Raw genomic sequence first — 18,980 nt, 5'->3', positions numbered from 1 at the left:
AGCGGAGTCATGTCGACCATCTACATCCTCGGGACGCGCGGAATACCGAACAGATATGGCGGATTCGAGCGATTGGTCGAGGTGCTGGCACCTCATCTCGCTGCGAAGGGACATCGAGTCACGGTCTTCTGCGAAGCAGCGCGAGCCGGTGGTCGGGACCCACACGATGATGAGTGGCACGGAGTGCGGCGTCGCTACATTAGCCCATCCGCCAACCAGGGACTTGGGACGCTCGAGTACGATCTGCGCTCGTACGCGGAGGTCGAGTCCGGAGCGCTGGCGCTTGTCTTTGGCTACGGTACTGCGCTCTTTCAGACGATTCTAAAGGGCCGAAAGATCCGACATGCCGTGAACATGGACGGCATGGAGTGGAAACGGGCGAAATGGAGTCGGTCCGTGAAGCTCTGGCTGAGGCTTAACGAGCGCATAGCCGCCACGTTGGCGGACGTGTTGATAGCGGACCACCCGGCCATTCAGAAATACCTAGACGCTAAGTTCCGGCGACCGTCGCGGATGATCCCATATGGCGCCGACCTTCTTGGCGACATCGCACCATCTGAGCACGCCCTGGTGCGCAAGTACGACAGTAAGCCATTCTTTTTGGTCATCGCGAGGGCCGAACCCGAGAACCAGATTCATGTCGTGCTGGATGCCTACGCTCGCAGCTCACGGCGCGCCTTGGTGGTCGTGATCGGCGATTTCGACACAAACGCATACGGAAGAGCGCTCAAGGCAGCGCATCCCTACGTTGAGTTCCCTGGCGCCGTTTACGACAAGGTAGTCCTCGATAGGCTACGTCGGCTTGCGGAGCTGTACATTCACGGTCACTCTGTTGGAGGAACGAATCCGTCTCTCGTCGAGGCTATGGCAGCCGGAGCGTTCATAGCCGCTCACGACAACCCGTTCAATCGATGGGTCGCGGGGTCGGGAAGTCTGTTCTTCCGGGGGGCCAAAGACTTGACCGCGATATTGGACGGTCCGGTCGACTCGCACCGATGTGAGGCCATCCGGGCCGCCGCTCGCCTGCGATGCGCTCACGAGTTCGAGTGGAGCCGCATCCTGTTACGTTACGAGGAGGTGGTCCAAACGCTCGAGGTTGCGGGGCGCGGAGGGACGAAAGCGACCGCTGAGGCGGTGCGGCGGTGCATCGTCACTCCGCGGTTCGCCCGCGGCCGCGCTCCGAAGTCGGAGGCGCAAGGAGAACGAGACGCCCTCCCTTGTTCCACCACCACTCGAAGAAGAGTGACCCGGCCAACGCCAGCCCAGTCAGGAGGCCGACGGCCTGAAGCAGCCGCGGACGAGAGTGGCGCGTCGGAAGCGTCGGGGGATCAAGCACCAGAAATGTAGAGACCTCGCGCGCCTCGTTGGCCCTCGCGGATTCGAGCCTCTCCAACGCGAACACCAGCGTCGTTTCCGACACCTTGCGGTCGCGGTAAAGGGCCTCGAACTCGGCGCGCAGCTTCGGGACCTCAAGTGCGGCAGGGAACATGCCGGATGAGCGCCCCTTTCCCTTGCGGCCTTGGGTCTGCGCCGTCGAGGTGAGCGGGGCCGCCGGCTCCTCCAAGTCACGCAGCTTTTCGGTCAAGAGGGATAGCTGAGACTCGAGTTGTTGGGTCGTGGATTCGTCACGTGTCGAGAAGGTGCGCGCATAGTCTAGCTCGAGTTGTTTGGTGATGAGCTGGCTGTTGAGGGCGGCGAGCGCGGATACGACTGCCCGGCTCTGCGTCTCGAGATCGACGATTCGGTGCCTTTCCTGAAACTCGCGCATTCGTGCAGACGCATCGCTTGCCTGTTGTCGTAGATCCGCCACGCGCTTCTCGAGGAAGCGAACCTCCTCCGAGGCGGAGCTGACGCTGACACTGCGGAAGACCGCGTTTCCGTACTCGGCAAAAAACTCGAGCATCCGCTGAACGAAGCGCGGCTCCTTGTCCTCGCACGTCAGTTGCACGAGGTTGGGCTTCGGAAGAGCCCTGACGGCGCAATGACGCCAGAGCGCATCACGCGCGCTCTCTTGGCTGCCCGCGCGGTAGCGGGTGCGCAAGTCGAACCTCTGGATGACTGCGTCCGATACGGCAATGCTTTCGAGGACGGCAGCTATTCGGGGCGCATCGGAGCCCGCCATGGAGGTATCAAAACCGGCAGCGAGCCCCGCGAGTTCTCCGCCGAGCAGGCTGGAGATGCTGCCCCCTCTCTGCGGCCTAGCGGGGACGACAGTGAGTACGGAGCGGTACCACTTGGGCGCGAAGAGCCCGTATGCCGTTGCCAGGATCAGGCACGCGAGCGTGGTGAGGGCGATCCGCTTCACCGCGCGCGGGTTGCGAAGAAACGATAAGTCGACGGATGAGACCATGATCGAAGTCACTTCTTCGCCGCCAGCACCACCGCGACGCCGCTGACGAGGACGCTCGCCGCGCCCAGGACGATCTGAACGATCTCGGACCGCGAGAAGTTGCGCTCGGGAACGACCAGGGACGATCCCGGGTCGATCGGGAGGTCACGGCTGAACTTTCGCGTCTCGCCGTTGGGCGTGATGATCCGCACGTCCGACAGGGATTGCGCGAATCGGTTCCGGCCGCCCGCGAGCGCGAGGTATTGCTCGATCCCGAAAGTCGGGTTGTAGGGGTACGAGCCGGGGGTGAACACGGCCCCCTGCACCAGGATGTTCCGGCGCTTGAACGGGATGACGAGCGTGTCGCCGAGCTCGACCGGCCGGTCCGCCTTCAGGTTGCGGAGCATGACGAGCGAGTAGAGGTCCACGGGCAGCGCCTTCCCGCTCCGCAGCACGTACGAGCCGGTGAGATCCGCGAGCGGTCCGACGCCGCCGACGCGCTCGAGCAACGTGCGGACCGAGTCGCCCTCCACGAACGGCAGGCGTCGCGTCGAGGCCGCCTCGTCGGGAATCGCTCCCCCCGTGGCAGACGGAGGCGTCACGCCCTTGATGGCCCCGACGACCATCACGGAGCGCTGCAGCTCGAGATAGTCCGGGAGGTGAACGGCGTCGTCGTGCTGGAGCTTCGCGGACGGGACCTGGCCGCCGGCGGTGAACGGCAGGAGCTGCTGGTCCTGGCGGTCGTCCGGGAGCCGGCGGACGATGCTCACCGGGAGCTGCCGGGTCGCTGTCGCGGCGAGGCCGCCGGCGACCTGCACCACCTCGGCGAGGTCCCGCGTGCCGATGAGCTCGTACCGCCCCGGACGATTGACCGCGCCGTCCACCGTCACCGCGAGCTCCTCGAAGGGGACGCGCACCACGTCACCGTCGAGGAGATACGGGTTGTGCATCACGTCGCCCGTGAGCGCGAATAGGGCCAGGTCCGCCGCGGCCGTGCTGCCGTCTCGGCGCCGGATCTCGACCACGCGCCGGGAGGCCCTCGGTGCCGCCCCGCCGGCGCGGGCGACGACCGTCGCGACGCGCTCCACGGCGCGAGCGGCATACGTGCCCGGCTCGCGCACGCCCGCGACGACCTGGACGAGGAAGGTGCGCGGCTCGGCGAGCGCCACGTCGAAGTTGAGGCGCGGGTAGAAACGGGAGACCGCTCCGCGGATCGCGTCGCGGGCTTCCGTGAGCGTCTTCCCCTGCAGCGTCAGGTAGCCGATCTTCGGCACGAACGCGCGCCCCTCGAGATCGATGGTCACCCTCAGCCTGGAGTTCCGCAGGCCCCAGAAGTTCAGCTCGAGGACATCGCCGGCGCCGCACAGGTACCTGTCCGGATCGACAGGCTCGTCCACCGGGGCCTGAGTCCGGGTGCGCGGGATGAGCGCGGAGCGCTCCGCCTGAGCTGCGTCCAGGTCGCCGCGCGACGAGGGAGCGTCAGGCGGCGCCAGTGTTCCGAAGGCACCCGGCGCCGCCCCGAAATCGTCTTCCGGCGCCGCCTCGAACGCCCCCGGTTGCCTCGGCGTCGTGTCCGGCCGCGCGCCCTGCTGGATCGTCTGCGCAAGCACCGCGTTGCTCATCCAGAACACCGGCTGGCAGCAGAGCAGCATCGCGACGGCGCGGCGGAGTGGTGTGCTGTGCATGTCAGGCGTCCCGAGCGAGCGGGGTGCCGCTGGCCGGTTGCAGTGCAGGCGCAGCATCGGCGGCCGCACAGGTCCGGCTTCTTCGAGAGGAGAGCATGTCAGACACCCCCGGTGCTGACCCCAGGCGCATTGAACCCCTGCGGACCATAGCGCCGCCTTCATTCCGCGATCCAGAGCCGGACCCACGGCGGCTACCTGATCAGGGCGCCAGAGAAACCAATAGGGGCAGAAGTGGATTCGCGATCGATCAAGAGGAGACGCGGCGAGAGTGCGGACGCCCAGCCCTGGACAAAAGAGCGCGGCGCGAATGTGTTGCCCCCGGTGGTGGGCACGGCGCGGTCTACCTCGGAGCACGACAGGCGGACGGCTGGACGCGTCGGTGGTGTGCACGCGCTTGCCGCTGCGGCAGTAGTCGCTGCATGTCGAGGCGAGTCGCAGTCGCATGCTCACCGCGCCCGTGCACGGACGCGCACCGGCGGCGAAGGTGCACCGACAGCAACGCGAGTGCGGGCGGCTGCCCGAAGCCTCGCTTCGATCGCGCAATCCGTGCCGATGTTTCGAGACCCGATGTCGATCGCGCGGCGGTCGTGGAGCCGCGGGCGGCTCGGCCCTCCGGCGAGCGGGTGGAGCGAGACGGCTCGCAAGGCCGCCCCCAGCAACGGTCGCGCACGTTCTAGGCAGACGCTCGGGGCGACTGTTCCGCGCCGGCCCCCGGTGATACCCGTAGGCCGTCACTGCACGGATCGTGTGGGCACGCGAGGAGCCGGCCGCGCGGTGTCCGTGTCGCACGCCTGCCTGCAGACGACGCCGCTCCCCGTGAGGTTGGATGAGATCAGCTTGCCTCGCGTTCTTCGCCGCCACCGTGACGGGCCTGTTCCTGACGCCAGTCGTGCGGGCCGTTGCCTCGCGGCGAGGCGCGCTCGACGACCGGCTCAGCGCGCGCAAGATCCATGGCAAGCCGGTCCCGCGGCTCGGCGGGATCGCCATCGTACTCGCCTGTGTGGTGCCGCTCGCCATGATCGCCGCCCTCGGGGACGAGGTGCGCTGGGGACTCGAGTCGGGGTGGCAGGCGCTCGCGTTCCTCGCCGGCGGCCTCGCGATCGCTGCACTGGGGATCTTCGATGACCTCAGGGGCGCGACCGCGAGGAGCAAGTTCACGGTTCAGATCGCGGTCGCGGCGGGCATGTACGGGCTCGGCTTCGGCATCGACGAGATCGCGACCCCGTTCGGCGAGCCCATCGAGCTCGGGATCCTCGGCCTCCCGATCACCGTCCTCTGGATCTCCGGCGTCATCAACGCGCTGAACCTCGTCGACGGGCTGGACGGGCTCGCCGGCGGGGTCGCGTTCCTCGCGCTGGCGGTGATCTTCGCGGTCGCAGCGAGCCGCGGGGACGCTCCTGCCATGCTGCTCACCGCCGCGGTCGCGGGAGGCGTGCTCGGCTTCCTCTTCTACAACTTCAACCCCGCCTCGATCTTCATGGGCGACACGGGGTCCATGTTCCTCGGGTTCGTGCTCGCGACGACCGCGCTCCGGGTGAACCGGGTGTCGTCCTCGGCGGTGGCGCTCCTCGTCCCGATCGTCCTCCTCGGCGTCCCTATCGCCGACACGCTCCTCGCGATCGCACGCCGGACCCTGCGCGGCGCGCCGCTGTTCTCCGCCGATCGCGGCCACATCCATCACCGGCTGCTCGACCGCGGTCTCACGCAGGGTCGCGCCGTCGTGGTGATCTACGGCGCGTGTGCGCTGCTCGGCGCAGCCGCGCTGGTCCTGGTTGCTGCGACGCCGGCACGCTCCGCGCTCACGCTCGGCGCGGTGGCGCTCGCCGCCCTCCTCGCCCTGCGGTGGCTCGGCTATCTCGATCTGAAGATCCAGGACCTGCCTCGCCTCATCGACGAGCGGCGTCGCAACGTCGAGCGGCGCGCGATGGTTCGCCGCCTCGGCCTGGAGCTGCACGGCGCGCGCAGCGTCCGCGACCTGTGGTCGGCCGTGAGCGCGGCCGCGCGCGGGCTCGGCGCATGCACCGTGGAGCTGCACCTCTCCGGCGCTGGCGCGGCTTTCCGGTCACTCGCGTGCGGCGACCTCGCCACTCCGGGCCTGTTCCGGGCCCGCTTCGGCCTCCCGTGCGGACGGCCGGGGTGCGCGGACCTCGAGCTCGGCTGGGACGATGGCCGCACCTCGGTCGATCCCGAGGAGGCGCTGCTCCTCGAGCTGCTCTCGGTCGAGCTCGCTCGCGCGGTGAGCCGGCTCGGGATGCTCACGGGGAGCCCGCTCGAGAAGCGCGGTTCGCGCGCGCTCGGCCCACTCCACCGGCGGGCCGTCGCGCCTGCGCGGTGAGCGCGCGAGCCGAAGGCGGTCGTTCCGTTGTGGCGCGAGAGGGAACCGCGCCTACGGCCAGGCGTTCACGGTGAGGAAGAGGGCCTCGCCCTTCTTCTCCCCGGTGACCTGGTGCACGATGCGCTGCCCCTTCTGCACGGTGAGGCGCGACTGCGTGTTCCGCGAGGTGAGCGCCACCTCGAACGTCACCGTGTCGCCGTGCCGCTCCTGCAGCGTGAGTGCCGCGCTGTCGCCGTCCGGCAGCTCGACGAACTGCGTCCGGCCGCGCTCGAGGTCCATGCGGTGCTCGCTCACCTGCTCCCAGCGGACGTAGGCGAGCGGCGAGAGCTGGCGACGCAGGTCCTCGAGGCGGGGGTCGACCTTGGCCGGGCCCTGCCGCGAGCCCTTGATGACGCGGACCCTGACCGGCACCTCGGCGTGGGCGGCGGTGGGAAGGGCGGCGACGAGCGCGAGGAAGGTGCAGAGCGTCGCGGCGAAGAGCGTGCGGATCACCGGGTCTCCTGGGCGGCGGCTCACGAGTGCTCCCCGTCGTCGAGCAGCACCACGGGGCCGTCGGACGTCTGCAGCACCATCGTCACCTCACCCTCGGTCGCGATCTCGAGGGAGGCCATCGGGCCGGACTCACCGCCGCGTTCGAGGCGAACGTACACGACGAGGGCGACCGCCGCCACAAAGGGCACGAGCGAGGCGAGCGCGGCGCGCGGGTGCGTCCGGAACCACCCGAGGAAGCCGCGCCGGCCGCGCGCGGGCGCGAGTCCCGGCGCGCCCACCCGCGCCATCACCTCGTCCACGAACGGCGCGAAGTCGCGGGCGTTCGCGCGCGCCATGAGCGACTCGCCCACGAGCCCGTCGAGCGCGGCGAGCTCCGCGGCGGTGGCGCGGCAGCCGGCGCAGCCCTGGAGGTGGAGGTCGAGCGCGTGCTGCTCCTCCTCCGTGAGCTCGCCCTCGCGGGCGCCGAGCATCGGGGCGTAGCGGACGCAGTCCTTCATGGCGCCGACTCCTCGTCGTCCCGTGCGCTGCGCTCCGCGTAGCCGCGCAGCGCAGCCTGCATCTTCTTCCGCGCGTGGAAGAGCCGGCTCATCACCGTGCCCTTGTGGATCCCGAGCCGCTCGGCGAGCTCCTCGTAGGAGAGCCCCTCGACCTCGCGCAGGACGAGGATGGTCCGGTGCTTCTCGGGCAGGGTCTGAAGGGCGTCCTGGATCTTCTCCGCCATCTCGCGCCGGAGCAGGTTCTCGGCGGGATCGTCGCCGAGCGTGGTCGCGAGGATGCCCTCGCCGCCGCCGGTCAGGTCGCTCTCCCGAACCTCGTCCACGTCCTCCTTCTGCGAGACGCGCTCGCGGCGGACGGCGTCGATGGAGAGGTGGGTCGCGATGCGGAAGAGCCACGTCGAGAACGACGACTTGCCCTCGAACGCGCCCAGGTGTCCGTGGACCCGCACGAACGCCTCCTGGGCGACATCCCAGGCGAGGTCCGAGTCTTTCACGATACCGAGCGCCACGGCGTAGACCTTCCTCTGGTAGCGGACGACGAGCGCGCGGAAGGCGGCGGGATCGCCAGCCTGGGCCTTCGTGACCAGCGCGAGGTCGTCTGCTTCCATCGGTCGGACGGCTGCTCCGGGGCGAAAATTCAAGCGGAGGCGAAAACTAGCACACCCTGGACGGCGCGCCCTGCGCGAGGTGCGCGCAACACCTGCCCCGTGCGTAACACCGCGGGGGCACCTCGGACCTACCCGCGTTATCCTCCTTGGACCCGCCGGCCGAGGGCGGGGGCTACTCTCGAAAGGGCCGATGACCGTCGCGTACGGTGACATCGCGCGCGTCCTCGACGGGGCGCGGCGCCGACAGCTCCGCGTGGTCCTCCTCGCCGCGCTCGGCTTCGGGCTCGCGGCGGGGCTCACCGTGCTGCTCGCCGGCGCGGTGGCCCTCTTCCTCGGGGCGCGCATCGGTGTGCGGTCCCTGACGCTCGCCGCGGCGGTCACGGTGATCGTCGCCGCCGCCGCGCTCGCCATCCGCGCGCTCCTGCGTACCGCCTGGAGCGCCGAGGCCGCCGCCCGCACCGTGGCGCGCGACGCGCCGGCGCTCCGCTCCGACCTCCTCTCCTCGGTGGAGCTCGCGCGCGAGCGCGAGGCCATCCAGGCGAGCGGGCGGTACTCGCTCGCGCTCGTGGACGCCCACCTCGCGCGCACCGCCGAGGCGGCGCGGGTGGTGGACCTCGCCCGCGCGGTGCCGGACCGCTGGGCGCGGCGGGGCGGGCTCGCGCTCGTCCTGGCGCTCGGCGCCTACGCGGCCGCCTTCCTCCTCGGCGGCGGCCCCCTCGCGCGCGCCTACGGCCGCGTGCTGCTCGGCGATCCGCCCGGCACGCCCGCGCCCGCCGCCGATCCCATCACCGGCGACATCCAGCTCACCTTCAAGTACCCGGCGTACATGAAGCGCGAGCCGCGCACGCTCTCCGGCACGGGCGGCGAGATCCGCGCGCCGAAGGGCACGGAGGTCACGCTCGAGACGCGCGCCGACCGCGACGTCAAGCAGGCCGAGCTCGCCGTCGTGTTCGAGGCCGATCCAGCGGCGCAGCACGCGAGGGGTGCGCAGCCGGGCGGCGCGGAGCCGGCCGGCGACGGACAGCGTGGGAACGGCGCGCAGTCCAAGGGCGGATCGTCCGCGACCGCCCAAGAGGCCGCTCGCGGTGAGCCTGTCGAACCGCGAACTAAATCGGGCGCAGCCGAGCCGGTGAAGCGCTACGCCCTGTCGGTCGGCGGCAAGCGCGACCTGCGCGGGCGGCTGCTCGTGACGGACGGCGGCAGCTATCGCTTCCGCTACCTGGACGGCAAGAAGGTCGTCGCGGAGGGTCCCCCCATCCCCATCGTCGTCGAGCCCGACGCGTTCCCGGAGGTGCGCATCACCGCGCCGGAGCGCGAGGTCGAGGTGGACGTGGACGCGCGCGTCGCGATCGAGTGGCAGGCCGAGGACGACGTCGGGCTCTCCGAGGCGGCGCTCGTCCTGAAGCGCGCCGGCGGCGCGGAGGAGCGTCGCGTGCTGCGCCGGCAGCAGGGGCTGCGCCGCGACGGCGGCGTGTACGAGCTCGACCTCGCCGCGGCGAAGCTCGCCGAAGGGGACCGCCTCGATTACTGGGTCGAGGCGCTCGACACGGATACCGTCTCCGGCCCGAAGAAGTCCCGCACCGAGACGCACACGCTCAAGATCTACTCCGAGGCCGAGCACCGCAGACAGGTGCTCGAGAACTCGCGCGCGGTGTTCGAGGAGCTCGTCGGCGTCCTCGGCGATCGGCTCGAGACCTTCGCGGCCGGGCCGGTGACGAGCGCCGAGCGGCTCGCGCAGGTGCAGGCGCTCGACGTCCGCACCCGCCACCTGCACGAGCGGATGCGCGAGGCGGCGCAGGACATCCGCCGCGATCGCGCCGGCCCGCGGGAGGTCGCCGACGCGCTCACCAATGTCGCGGGCGCGATCCGCGCCGCCGCGGGGCGCGTCGCGGGCCCGCGCGGCTCGGTCGCGCAGGCGATCCGCGTGCGCATCCGCCCCGACGTCTCGCTGCTCCGCGGGATGGCCGCGCTCGACGCGCAGCTCGACCAGGAGCTGGAGAAGGGCGTCCTCTACCTCGAGCAGCTCCTCGACAAGCGCCGCGCCGAGGATCTCCTCCGGCTCGCGAAGGACCTCGCGAGCCGCCGCCGCGACCTCGCCTCGCTCATGGAGAAGTACCGCGCCTCGCCCTCCGAGGCGGCGAAGAAGGAGCTCCTCGCCGAGATCGGGCGGATGAAGGAACGCGTGAAGGACCTGCTCTCGCAGATGGCCGAGCTCTCGAAGGGCTTCAACGACGAGCACATGAACGCCGAGGCGCTCGCCGAGCTCGCGCGCTCGAAGGACCTCGTGGGCGGGCTCGACGAGGTCGAGAAGCTGCTCGCGAAGGGCGACGTCGAGGCCGCGATGAAGGCGCTCGACGAGATGGCGTCGTCCATGGACCAGATGCTCGCCGGCCTCCAGCGCACCGCCGGGCGCCCCGACGAGAAGGCCCAGGCGCTCATGAAGGAGATGCTCGCCTTCAAGGAGGAGCTCGAGAAGGTGAAGGCCGAGCAGGAGGCCACCGCCGGCGAGACCGAGGCGGTCCGCGCGGAGTACCGCAAGAAGCTGCAGGAGCGGACGAAGGCCTCCGAGCAGGAGGTGAAGCGCCTCGCGGAGCTCGCCGGCGAGGCGCGCAAGGACGTGGAGCGCGCGGCGCCCGGGATCTCCTACCGCTCCGAGATGGAGTACGAGCAGTCGCGCGAGGCGCTCTCGGATCTCGAGCGCGCGCTCGGCATGAAGGAGATGGGGGCCGCCTGGGAGACGTCGCAGCGGGCGGCGCCCTCGGTGGAGCGGCTCTCGCGCTACCTCGAGGAGGACGCCGCGCTCTCGCCGCAGCAGGGGCTGGGCCTGCCGCGCGAGGCGGGCAGGGCCGGCGAGGCGCACCGGGCGGTGGAGCAGGCGGTGCCGAAGGCGCGCGAGATCCGCGACGCGCTCTCGAAGATGTTCCCCGACCCTCGCTCGGTCCTGCCCCCCGAGGCGCAGAAGCGGCTCGGCGAGCTCGCGAAGAAGCAGGGCGGGCTCGAGCAGAAGGCGCAGGGGCTCCAGCAGAAGCTCGGGGAGCTCATGCAGCAGGCGCCGATCTTCCCGCAGGAGGCGCAGGCGCAGCTCGGCGAGTCGCGCGGCCACATGGGCGAGGCGGCCGCGGAGCTCGGCAACAGGAACCCGCAGCGCGGCCACGGGGAGCAGGCGCTCGCGCTGGACGCGCTCTCGCGCTTCCAGAAGGGGCTCGAGGAGGCCGCGAAGCGCCAGGGCAAGGGCGGCGGCGGGGGCGGGATGGGCTTCCCATTCCCGTTCGGCGGCGAGCAGGGAGGCGGCGAGGAGTCGGGCGACGGCCGCGAGGCGTCGCGCGAGAAGGTGAAGATCCCGGGCGCGGAGGCGTACAAGGTGCCGGAGGAGTTCCGCAAGGACCTGCTCGACGCGATGAGGCAGGGCGCCCCCGAGCGCTACAAGGGCGAGGTGCAGCGCTACTACGAGGAGCTCGTGAAGTGAGGCCGCTCGCGCTCGCCGTCGCGCTGCTCGCGGCGCTGTCCTCGGGCCCGGCCTCCGCCGCGCCGCCGGGCAAGAACGTCACCCCTCACGCGCCGGCGGCGCGCGTCGCGCATCCGAAGGCGGTGCTCCCCGACGCGATCTCCGGGGCGCTGCGCACGCTCGCCGACGAGGACGTCGCCGGCGCCCGCGCGGTGATCGAGCCGCTCCTCGCCGCGAGCCCCGGCGAGCCGGCGGTCCGGCTCGCCGCCGGCCTCCTGCGCTTCTACGAGCAGCGCTACGCGGAGGCGGTCCCGCTCGTCGAGTCCTCGGGCCTCGGCGATCCCGCCGGCTACCTCGCCCTCGCCAAGGCCGCGCTCGAGGTCACGAAGGACGACGCGCGCTTCGAGAGCGAGCACTTCCTCGTCTCGTACCCGAAGGGCAAGGACGAGGTGCTCGTGCCGTACCTCGTGGACGCGCTCGAGCGGCAGCGCGCCGCCCTCGCGAAGAGCCTCGCCTTCACGCCGGAGGGCCGGCTCACGGTCGAGATCGTGAACGACGTGAAGGGGCTCGCCAAGGTCTCGACGCTCACCGAGCAGGAGATCCGCACCTCCGGCACCGTCGCGGTCTGCAAGTTCAACAAGCTGATGCTCCTCTCGCCCAAGGCGCTCCTCAAGGGCTACGACTGGCTCGACACTGCGGCGCACGAGTACACGCACCACGTCCTCACCCTGAAGTCGCGGAACCGCGCGCCCATCTGGCTGCAGGAGGGGCTCGCGAAGTGGTTCGAGGACGACTGGCGCGGGGGCGGCGAGCCGATCTCGCCCGTGTCCGCCGCGCTCGTGCGCGAGGCGGTGCAGAAGAACGAGCTCGTCACCTTCGAGGAGATGCACCCCTCGCTTGCGAAGCTGCCCTCGCAGGAGCGCGCCGCGCTCGCCTACGCCCAGGTCGCGCTCGCGATCGAGTACCTCGTGCAGCAGCGGGGCGCGCCAGTGCTGCCGCGCATCCTCGACGCGCTCGCGCGCGGCGAGTCGACCGAGGCGGCGGTCTCGGCGGCCCTCGGCGCGCCGTTCCCGCGCTTCCTCGGCGAGTGGCGCCACCACATGGCGAGCCGGACGCTCCCGCGCGGCGGCGAGCACGCCCTCGCGAAGCTCCGCTTCAAGGACGACCCGAAGCAGGCGGGGCAGTGGGCGGAGTGGGCGGAGATCCCTGACGAGCGCGCGCGCGGCTTCGCGCGGCTCGGCGAGATCATGCGCACGCGTGGCAAGTGGACGGCGGCGCGCATCGAGTACGGCAAGGCCGTGCAGCGGGTGGGCGCCCGGGTGCCGATCCTCTCGAACCAGTACGCGCTCGCCGCGATGATGTCCGGCGCGGACGCCGAGGCCGAGCGGGTGCTCCGCGAGGCGCTCGGCTGGAGCCCCGACTACGCCGCGCTCCACGTGCGGCTCGCGCGCATCCTCCTCGCCCGCAAGGACTTCGCGGGCGCGAGGGAGCACCTCCTCCTCGCGAACCGCCAGGACCCGTTCGACCCGGAGATCCACGCCGGCCTCGCGAAGGCCCTCGAGGCGAGCGGGGACCCGGGCGGCGCCTCGCGGGAGGCCGGCTTTGCGCGGATACTCGCGGAGCACTAGCCAGTGAAGGGATCGGAAGAGGCCATGGCCACCACGACCGTCGACACCAGCGCACCGCCCACCCCCGACGCCGACCTCCAGGCCGTCCGCGAGCTGCACGAGGCGCGGCGCCTGCTCCTCGCCGAGATCGAGAAGCGTATCGTCGGCCAGAAGGACGTCGTGGACTCGCTGCTCGTCGCGCTCTTCGCGCGCGGGCACTGCCTGTTCGTCGGCGTCCCCGGGCTCGCGAAGACGCTCCTCATCTCCACGGTCGCGGACGTCCTCGACCTCTCCTTCAACCGGATCCAGTTCACGCCGGACCTCATGCCCTCCGACATCACGGGCACCGACGTGCTCGAGGAGGATCACACCACCGGCCGCCGCGCGTTCCGCTTCGTGGCCGGCCCGATCTTCGCGAACCTGCTCCTCGCCGACGAGATCAACCGCACGCCGCCGAAGACCCAGGCCGCGCTGCTCCAGGCGATGCAGGAGTACCGCGTCACCGCCGGCGGCGAGACCTACCCGCTCGAGCTGCCGTTCCTGGTGTTCGCGACGCAGAACCCCATCGAGCAGGAGGGCACCTACCCGCTGCCCGAGGCGCAGCTCGACCGGTTCATGTTCTACGTGACGGTGAGCTATCCGACCGCGCAGGAGGAGCGGGAGATCGTCCGCTCCACCACCATCGCCACCCGCCCGCCGCTGCGGCGCATCCTCTCGCCGCACAAGATCCGCGAGCTGCAGGACCTCGTGCTGCGCGTCCCCGCCGCCGACCACGTCATCAAGTATGCCGTGGACCTGGTGCGCTCGACGCGCCCCGGCGAGCCCGACGCGCCCGACTTCGTGAAGGAGAACGTCTCCTGGGGCGCCGGCCCGCGCGCGAGCCAGTACCTCGTGCTCGGCGCGAAGAGCCGCGCCATCCTCGACGGCCGCATGGCGGCGAGCGTGGAGGACGTGCGCGCGCTCGCGAAGAACGTCCTCGTGCACCGCGTGATCGCGAACTTCCGCGCCGAGAGCGAGGGCGTGACGAGCGCCGAGATCGTGGGCAGGCTGCTCGAGAAGGTGAAGGGGTGAGCGTGGGGGCGGCTGCCGGCGTGGTGAGTGAATCCGCTCGCCCTGAGCCTGTCGAAGGGCGAGCGGAGGATGGATGAATGAAACCGTTCTTCCTGTACATGCTGCGGTGCGCCGACGGCTCGTACTACGTCGGCCACACGGACGACCTCGACACGCGCGTCGCACAGCACCAGGAAGGATCGCTCGGCGGTCACACGTCCTCGCGCCGGCCGGTCGAGCTCGTGTACTCCTGTGAGTTCGAGACGCGCGATGAGGCATTCGAGCGGGAGATGCAGGTGAAGGGCTGGTCGCGAGCGAAGAAGGAGGCGTTGATCCGCGGAGACTGGGCCGCGCTGCCCGAGCTCTCTCGATCTCGGACCGGGCCTGGCACCTCGCCCCCGCTCGTGCTTCGACAGGCTCAGCACGAGCGGGTCCCCGACGAGGACGCACAAGTCACGGATGTGGGGGTCCCCGACGAGATCGCGCAAATCACGGAAGTGGGCGGCGGGCGGGGATCCGATGCCTGACCCCAAGCGCCCCCTCCTCGACCCCGCCGTCCTCGCGAAGCTCGGCACCCTGAAGCTCCGGGTGCGCGCGGTGACGGAGGGCGTGCTCTCCGGGCTCCACAAGTCGCCGCACCACGGCCAGTCGGTCGAGTTCGCCGAGCACAAGGAGTACGCGCCCGGCGACGAGATCCGCCACATCGACTGGAAGGCCTACGGGAAGTTCGACAAGTACTACGTGAAGCGCTTCGAGCAGGAGACGAACCTCCGCGCCTACCTCGTCGTGGACGCCTCCGGCTCGATGGGCTACCGCGGTGATCCCGGCCGGCTCACGAAGCTCGAGTACGCGAGCGCGCTCGCCGCGTCGCTCGGCTACCTGCTCGTGCGCCAGCAGGACGCGGCCGGGCTCGTGCTCGTGCAGGGACAGGTCGCCGGAGCGATCCCGCCGCGCGCCTCGGCGAGCCACGTGACGCCGGTCGTCGAGGCGCTCGAGGCCGCGAGGCCGCAGGGCGAGACGCGGCTCGCGGCGGCGGTGGACTGGATCATCGAGAACGCCCCGCGCCGCTCCTCGGTCGTCGTCTTCTCGGACCTCTTCGACCAGGACGAGCGGATCGTGAAGAAGCTCGCCCAGCTCGGGCGGCGCAAGCACGAGGTCACCATCTTCCACGTGCTCGATCCCGCCGAGCTCGAGTTCCCCTTCGACGACCCGACCCTGTTCCTCTCCATGGAGGACGGGCGGCAGGTGGAGGCGCACGGGCGCGACGTGCGCAAGGGCTACCTCGAGGTGCTCGGGCGCTGGCTCGAGGAGACGAAGCGGACCGCGGCCGAGGCGGACGTGGACTACGCGCTCTGCCGCACCGACCGCCCGCTCGACGAGGTGCTCGTCCCGTTCCTCGCCCGCCGCGAGCGCAGCGCCGCATGAGCATCGGCTTCCTCCACCCCGGGCTCCTCTGGGGCCTCCTCGCCGCGGCGATCCCGCTCGCGATCCACCTCTTCTTCCGCCGCCGCCCGCGGCCGACGCCGTTCCCGGCGATCGACTTCATCCTCCGCGCCCGGCGGGAGACGCAGCGGCGCCTGCGCATCCGCAAGGTGCTCCTCTTCACCGCGCGCACCCTCCTCCTCGCCGCCGCCGCGCTCGCCATCGCGCGGCCGCGCGCGGAGCGGCCGGGCGAGGCGGCCGCCGCGGTGGCTGAGGGTCCGAAGGCGACGGCCATCGTGCTCGACGCCTCCGGCTCCATGCGCTATCGGCTCGGCGGCCGCGCCCTCTTCGAGCGTGCCCGCGCCGACGCGCTCGGCGCCCTCGCCTCGCTCGGGCCCGACGAGCCCGCCACCGCGGTCGTGTGCGGCGGCGAGACGCCCGCCGCCGAGCCGCCCGGCTTCGACCGCGCCACGGTGCGCCGGATGCTCGAGCAGGCCGAGGCGTGGGCGGGCCACTCGGATCTCACCGCCTGCGTCGGCGCGGCGGTGCGCGCGCTCGCGAGCCCTCCGGCGCAGGCGCGGCTCGGCAAGCGCGTCGTCGTCGCGACCGATCTCGCCGCGAGCGCCTGGCGGCTCGACGTGCCGCCGCCCGCGATCGACGGACCGGAGGGGAAGGTCCTCCCCGAGGTCAAGGTCCAGGACGCCGCGCGCGGCGCGGCGCTGCCGAACCTCGCGGTCGTCGGCCTCGACGCCGAGCCCGATCCCGCCGCCGGTCCGCGCGGCTACCGCGTCACCGCCGCCGTGTCGAGCTCGGGGGGCGAGGCGCGGAAGGACGTTCCGCTCGGGCTCTCGGCCAGCGCCGGCCCCGGCGCGAAGACCGCCATTCGCGCCTTCGTGGACCTCCCCGCCGGCGGCACCGTGCGCAAGGCGCTCTCCTACGCCTTCCCCCAGGGCGGCCCGGCCGTGCTGCAGGTGGCGCTTCCGGAGGACGCGCTCGCGATGGACGACGCGCGCGCCGTGGCGCTCGTCGTGCCGCGCGAGGTGAGGGCGCTCGTGGTCGACGGCGCGCCCTCGCCGGTGCGCTACCGGGACGAGGCCTACTTCGTCGAGTCCGCGCTCGCCTCGCCCGCCTCGCCGGTGCGGCCGAAGCTCGTGGACGCGGACGCCTTCCCCGCCGAGGACCTCTCCAAGTACGACGTCGTGCTCCTCCTCAACGTGCGCAGCGTGGGGGGGAAGGCGGCGGAGCTCGAGCGGTTCGTGGAGAACGGCGGCGGACTCTTCCTCGCGCTCGGCGACGAGGTCGATCCCGAGGCGTACGACCGCGAGCTCGGCAAGCTCCTGCCGATGCCGCTCCACGTCGTGAAGACCGCTGCGTCGCCCGCCGAGGGCGGGGCGCGGGCGGCGCGCTTCGCGGACGTGGCCTGGGATCACCCCGCGCTCTCGATCTTCGTGGGCGAGGCGCGCGAGGGGTTCCTCGGCGCCCGCACCTACCGCTACGTCCTCGCGAAGCCCGGCCCGAAGGGCGCACCCGCGACGGTGCTCGCGAGCTTCGACGACGGCGCGCCGGCGCTCGTCGAGGCGCGGCGCGGCCGCGGGCGGGTGCTGCTCTTCACCTCGAGCGCCGACCGCGACTGGACCGACTGGCCCATCCGCACGAGCTTCCTCCCGGCGATGCAGCGCTTCGCCGGCTTCCTCGCGGGCGGGCTCGAGGAGCGGCGCGAGCCCGCGCTCGTCGTCGGCGCGCAGCGGACGATCCGGCTCGAGCCGGGCGAGAAGCTCGTCGCGCTCGTCGATCCCGGCGGGCGCGAGCGCGGGCGGGCCGAGCTCGAGCGGATGGGCCTGCGCGAGGGGGAGCACGGAGGGCTCGTCGTGACGCCGCGCGAGCCAGGCCTGTGGCAGGTGAAGGTGGCGGCGCAGGGCAAGGGCGATCGGCTCGAGCCGCGCCTCGCCTTCGCCGTCTCGCCCGATCCGCGCGAGTCGGACACCCGGCGCCTCGAGCCGAGGGAGCTCACCGCCTACTTCGGCGGCGAGTCGCACGCCAAGATCGAGGGCGATGCGCAGGCGGCCGGGGCCGGGCGGACGATCCCGCTCTGGTCGATCCTCCTCGTCCTCGCGCTCGCCGCCTTCTTCCTCGAGGGGCTGCTGATCAGCTGACGCCGCCGGCGCGGGCCCCGCCAAAGCGGCCGCCGCGGCGACGGGCGACCGCCGCTCGGGGCACCTTGCCCCGGGGCCGGGGGTGGCTAGGATGGCGGCCGATGCCCGCCTCCACGCTCGATCGCGACGTCGCCGGCCTCTTCTGCGTCGGCTTCCACGGCAAGACCCCGTCCCCCGAGGTGCTGGAGCTCGTCCGGCGCGGCGTGTACGGCGTCATCCTCTTTGGCCGGAACGTCGAGAGCGCGCAGCAGGTGGCGGAGCTCGTCCATGCGCTCAAGGCCGCCGCGGGCCGGCCGCTCCTCGTCTCGATCGACCAGGAGGGGGGCCGCGTCGCGCGGCTGCGCGAGCCGCAAGGGTTCACCGAGCTCCCGCCGATGCGGGCGCTGGGCGACGCGGGCGACGCGGCGCTCGCGCGCGAGGTCGGCGCGCTCCTCGGCCGGGAGCTGCGCGCCGTCGGCATCGACCAGGACTACGCGCCGGTCGTCGACGTGGACACGAACCCGGCGAACCCGGTGATCGGCGATCGCGCCTTCTCCCGAGAGCCCGCCGCCGTCGCCCGGCTCGGAGCGGCGCTCGCGGAGGGGCTCCAGTCGGCGGGCGTCGCCGCCTGCGCAAAGCACTTCCCCGGCCACGGCGACACGAGCCAGGACTCGCACAAGGACCTGCCGCGCCTCCCGCATCCCCTCGCCCGCCTCGAGGAGGTGGAGCTGTTGCCGTTCCGGGCGCTCGCGCGCGCGGGCGTCGCCTCGGTGATGACCGCGCACGTGGTGTTCGAGGCGCTCGACCCGCGCCGGCCCGCGACGCTCTCGCCGGAGGTGATGCGCCTGTTGCGGGAGCGGGTCGGCTTCCAGGGCTGCGCGATCTCGGACGACCTCGAGATGAAGGCCGTCGCCGAGCACTTCCCGCTCGAGGAGGCCGCGCCCGGCGCGGTCGCCGCCGGGGTGGACGCGCTCCTCGTCTGCCACACCGCCAGCGTGCAGCACCGCGCGATCGACCTCGTCCGCGCCGCGATCGAGGAGGGTCGCATTCCGCGTGCCCGGCTCGCCGAGGCGCGCGCGCGCGTCGAGCGGCTCGTCGCCTTCGCCGGCCCCGCCCCCGATCCGCGCGGCGTGATCGCCCGCCTTCGCACCGGCGCGCACCTCTCCCTCGCCGCGCGCATTCCGCGGCTCGACACCGGGCACGATCCGACGATCTAACGGGGGCTGGCGCCCCCGCCCCGTCGACGGCTGGCCGCCGTCGTCGGGGACCCCACCCCTGCGCGGCGGGGCCCGTGAACGGTCGCGCCCGCTTCGCGGGTTCGCGACCGTTCCCCGCCGGGAGGGACTGCGTCCCTCCCCGTCGCTTCGCGACGGGGCCC

At 72.0% G+C, this 18,980-nt stretch carries 13 protein-coding genes and 1 pseudogene; 9 read left to right on the top strand and 5 right to left on the bottom strand.

The window, feature by feature from the left end:
• Positions 1-9 precede the first annotated feature (9 nt).
• Positions 10-918, top strand: a pseudogene (locus tag MNY62_RS25745) (DUF1972 domain-containing protein); the annotation flags it as partial.
• Positions 919-1,150: 232 nt separating this feature from the next.
• Here the strand turns inward: MNY62_RS25745 and MNY62_RS13815 are convergent.
• Complete coding sequence (locus tag MNY62_RS13815; RefSeq protein WP_242344760.1) at positions 1,151-2,350, bottom strand: GumC domain-containing protein; 1,200 nt, start codon at positions 2,348-2,350, stop codon at positions 1,151-1,153.
• Between the two features lie 8 nt (positions 2,351-2,358).
• Complete coding sequence (locus MNY62_RS13810; protein ID WP_242344759.1) at positions 2,359-4,014, bottom strand: SLBB domain-containing protein; 1,656 nt, start codon at positions 4,012-4,014, stop codon at positions 2,359-2,361.
• 826 nt (positions 4,015-4,840) lie between these two features.
• Here MNY62_RS13810 and MNY62_RS13805 point away from each other — a divergent pair.
• Entirely contained in the window at positions 4,841-6,349 is a 1,509-nt protein-coding gene (locus MNY62_RS13805) for a glycosyltransferase family 4 protein (RefSeq protein ID WP_242344758.1), read from the top strand.
• Positions 6,350-6,400: 51 nt separating this feature from the next.
• Here the strand turns inward: MNY62_RS13805 and MNY62_RS13800 are convergent, their stop codons facing one another.
• From MNY62_RS13800 to MNY62_RS13790, 3 genes are read right to left on the bottom strand one after another with little or no spacing between them, the layout of a single operon-like run.
• Positions 6,401-6,841 carry a hypothetical protein gene (locus tag MNY62_RS13800; protein ID WP_242344757.1) on the bottom strand — a complete coding sequence of 147 codons (441 nt, stop codon included), beginning with the start codon at positions 6,839-6,841 and terminating at the stop codon, positions 6,401-6,403.
• A 20-nt stretch (positions 6,842-6,861) separates the two neighbouring features.
• Positions 6,862-7,338, bottom strand: a complete 477-nt coding sequence (locus MNY62_RS13795; RefSeq protein ID WP_242344756.1) for a zf-HC2 domain-containing protein — start codon at positions 7,336-7,338, stop codon at positions 6,862-6,864.
• The gene (locus MNY62_RS13790) at positions 7,335-7,946 is read right to left on the bottom strand and encodes a sigma-70 family RNA polymerase sigma factor (RefSeq protein WP_242344755.1); all 612 of its coding nucleotides are present in this window, start codon (positions 7,944-7,946) and stop codon (positions 7,335-7,337) included. The genes MNY62_RS13795 and MNY62_RS13790 overlap by 4 nt, the downstream gene beginning before the upstream one ends.
• 190 nt (positions 7,947-8,136) lie before the next feature.
• On the opposite strand from MNY62_RS13790, the gene MNY62_RS13785 reads away from it, so the two are divergent.
• The 7 genes from MNY62_RS13785 (at position 8,137) to nagZ (ending at position 18,819) form a co-directional block, all read left to right on the top strand.
• Positions 8,137-11,412 (top strand): DUF4175 family protein, encoded by a 3,276-nt coding sequence (locus MNY62_RS13785; RefSeq protein WP_242344754.1) that lies wholly within the window; start codon positions 8,137-8,139, stop codon positions 11,410-11,412.
• Positions 11,409-13,019 (top strand): tetratricopeptide repeat protein, encoded by a 1,611-nt coding sequence (locus MNY62_RS13780; protein ID WP_242344753.1) that lies wholly within the window; start codon positions 11,409-11,411, stop codon positions 13,017-13,019. The genes MNY62_RS13785 and MNY62_RS13780 overlap by 4 nt, the downstream gene beginning before the upstream one ends.
• 24 nt (positions 13,020-13,043) lie before the next feature.
• Entirely contained in the window at positions 13,044-14,069 is a 1,026-nt protein-coding gene (locus tag MNY62_RS13775; protein ID WP_242344752.1) for an AAA family ATPase, read from the top strand.
• A 77-nt stretch (positions 14,070-14,146) separates the two neighbouring features.
• A complete protein-coding gene (locus MNY62_RS13770; RefSeq protein WP_242344751.1) occupies positions 14,147-14,575 on the top strand; it encodes a GIY-YIG nuclease family protein in 429 nt (142 codons plus the stop codon).
• Positions 14,568-15,473 (top strand): DUF58 domain-containing protein, encoded by a 906-nt coding sequence (locus tag MNY62_RS13765; RefSeq protein ID WP_242344750.1) that lies wholly within the window; start codon positions 14,568-14,570, stop codon positions 15,471-15,473. The genes MNY62_RS13770 and MNY62_RS13765 overlap by 8 nt, the downstream gene beginning before the upstream one ends.
• Positions 15,470-17,623: a BatA domain-containing protein gene (locus MNY62_RS13760; RefSeq protein WP_242344749.1), complete on the top strand. Its 2,154-nt coding sequence runs from the start codon at positions 15,470-15,472 to the stop codon at positions 17,621-17,623. The genes MNY62_RS13765 and MNY62_RS13760 overlap by 4 nt, the downstream gene beginning before the upstream one ends.
• A gap of 101 nt (positions 17,624-17,724) precedes the next feature.
• On the top strand, positions 17,725-18,819 hold the full coding sequence (gene nagZ, locus MNY62_RS13755) for a beta-N-acetylhexosaminidase (RefSeq protein WP_242344748.1): 1,095 nt from the start codon (positions 17,725-17,727) through the stop codon (positions 18,817-18,819).
• The last annotated feature ends 161 nt before the right edge of the window (positions 18,820-18,980 follow it).

The organism is Anaeromyxobacter terrae (assembly GCF_022690685.1).
Lineage (GTDB): Bacteria > Myxococcota > Myxococcia > Myxococcales > Anaeromyxobacteraceae > Anaeromyxobacter > Anaeromyxobacter terrae.
Note: the sequence above shows the minus strand (reverse complement) of the source record. Positions and strands in the feature narration are given on the sequence as shown.